Genomic DNA, 2,331 nt, shown 5'->3' with positions numbered 1-2,331 from the left:
CAGGTGCCGGTGGTGATCGAGGTGATCCTGGAGCGTGTGACCAACATTGCCATGGGCACCGAGATCGACAACATCGTCGAGTTTGAAGACCTGGCCGCCACGCGCGACGACGCACCCACGGCCTTGGCCGCGATGCTCGACTAGGCCGCAACAAAAAGTCCCCTGGAAAGATTCATGCCGAAATTTGCCGCCAACCTCACCATGCTGTTTACCGAGCTCCCCTTCATGGACCGCTTCAAGGCCGCGCGCACGGCCGGCTTTGATGCGGTGGAATACCTGTTTCCCTACGACTACAGCAAGCAGGAGCTCGTTGCCGCCTTGACATCCAATGGACTGAAGCAGGTGCTGCACAACCTGCCGGCGGGCGACTGGGCCGCCGGCGAGCGCGGCATCGCCTGCCATGCCGGACGCACCGCCGAATTTCGGGACGGCGTGAACCGGGCGATTGACTACGCCACCGCCCTGGGCTGCCCGCAGGTCAATTGCCTGGCCGGCAAGCTGCCCGAAGGCGCCAGCGCGGCGCAGGCCCATGCCACCCTGGTCGCCAATCTGCGTTTTGCCGCGTCTGCCCTGCAGGCGGCCGGCATCCGGCTGTTGATCGAACCAATCAATACCTTTGACATCCCCGGCTTCTTCCTGTCGCGCACCGACCAGGCCCTGGCCATTCTCGATGAGGTGGGCTCGCCCAACCTCTTCGTGCAGTACGACATCTACCACGCACAGCGGATGGAAGGCGAACTGGCCAGCACCCTGAGCAAAAACATGGCACGTATCGGCCACATCCAGCTGGCCGACAACCCGGGGCGCAACGAGCCCGGCACCGGCGAGATCAACTACGCCTGGCTCTTCAAACACATTGACGCAGCTGGCTACGACGGCTGGATAGGCTGCGAATACAAACCAAAAACCACCACCACCGACGGTCTCGGCTGGCTGTCCGGAGCACGTGCATGACCAAATCAGGACTCAAAATCGGCTTCATCGGTCTGGGTATCATGGGCGCGCCCATGGCCGGCCACTTGCTGAACGCCGGCCATGTGATGTTTGTCAACACACGCAGCAAGATACCCGAGGAATTGGCACAGAGCGGCGCCACGATCTGCACCACAGCGCAGGGCGTGGCTGAGCGGGCCGATATCATCTTCCTGATGCTACCCGACACGCCTGATGTGGAACTGGTGCTGTTCGGAAAAAATGGCGTGGCGTCAGGACTCAGTGCAGCCAAAACCGTGGTGGACTGCAGCTCGATTGATCCGATCGCCACACGCGGCTTTGCGAAGAAGATCCAGGCTTTGGGCTGCGAGTGGCTCGACGCCCCCGTGTCCGGCGGCGAGGTGGGCGCCAAGGCGGCCAGCCTGACCATCATGGTCGGCGGCGAGTCTTCGACCTTCGAGCGTGTCAAACCATTGTTTGATTTGATGGGCAAAAACGTGACCCTGGTGGGCGGCCCGGGCGACGGCCAGGTGTGCAAAGTGGCCAACCAGATCATTGTGGCGCTGACGATTGCCGCCGTCGGCGAAGCCCTGGTGTTTGCCTCAAAGGCAGGGGCCGACCCGGCCAAGGTGCGCGCTGCGCTGATGGGCGGCTTTGCCTCGTCGCGCATTCTCGAAGTGCACGGCGAGCGCATGATCAAGCGGACTTTCGCGCCGGGCTTTCGCATCGCGCTGCACCAGAAGGACCTGAACCTGGCCTTGCAAGGTGCCAGGGCGCTGGATCTGGCCCTGCCGCAAACCGCGATGGCCGCGCAACTGATGCAGTCCTGCGTGGCGCTCGGCCATGGACAGGCCGACCACTCAGCGCTGGTACGCGCACTCGAAAATATGGCCCAGCACCCGGTTATGCCCGACGCCTGAGCCCCGACTTCGGGGGTATTTCCCGAGTCTGGTCCATGCTTCTGGGACTGAATTTCAACGAAAATAAGTACCCCTACGGTGCCAGGCTCCGGCTTCGGCATAGTTTTTGCGTGTACCTGTTTGTTGTAATTCTTTGCTTTGGAGCATCCATGAAAAAACGAGTCTTTCTCCAGACGGCCGCCGTCCTGTCGCTGGCCGCCATGTTCGGTACCGCCCACGCGCAAAACACGCCGATCAAGTTCCAGCTCGACTGGCGTTTTGAGGGCCCGGCCGCACTCTTTCTGACGCCCGCCGCCAAGGGGTATTTCAAGGACGCCAAGCTTGATGTAACAGTGGACGCTGGCAACGGCTCGGGCGGCACTGTCACCCGCGTAGCCTCGGGCACCTATGACATGGGTTTTGCCGATCTGGCGGCCCTGATGGAGTTTCATGCCAACAACCCGGATGCGCCGAACAAGCCGGTGGCCGTGATGATGGT

The 2,331-nt window shown here is 62.1% G+C and carries 3 protein-coding genes; all 3 read left to right on the top strand.

From position 1 onward, the window contains the following. The first annotated feature begins 174 nt into the window (after positions 1–174). Positions 175–954, top strand: coding sequence for a hydroxypyruvate isomerase (gene hyi, locus ACESMT_RS09805; RefSeq protein WP_372826393.1), 780 nt, complete (start codon positions 175–177; stop codon positions 952–954). Continuing rightward, entirely contained in the window at positions 930–1,853 is a 924-nt protein-coding gene (locus ACESMT_RS09800; RefSeq protein ID WP_372826394.1) for a 2-hydroxy-3-oxopropionate reductase, read from the top strand. The genes hyi and ACESMT_RS09800 overlap by 25 nt, the downstream gene beginning before the upstream one ends. Before the next feature lie 149 nt (positions 1,854–2,002). Next, the coding region (locus ACESMT_RS09795) for an ABC transporter substrate-binding protein (RefSeq protein WP_372826392.1) at positions 2,003–2,331 on the top strand (329 nt) is incomplete at its 3' end.

The sequence above is a fragment of the Polaromonas sp. genome (genome assembly GCF_041689105.1).
Lineage (GTDB): Bacteria > Pseudomonadota > Gammaproteobacteria > Burkholderiales > Burkholderiaceae_C > Polaromonas.
This window is presented reverse-complemented; position numbering and strand designations above follow the sequence as displayed.

Coding starts and splice junctions, on each gene's coding strand:
- hyi (WP_372826393.1), top strand. CDS start 175: ATGCCGAAATTTGCCGCCAACCTCACCATGCTGTTTACCGAGCTCCCC.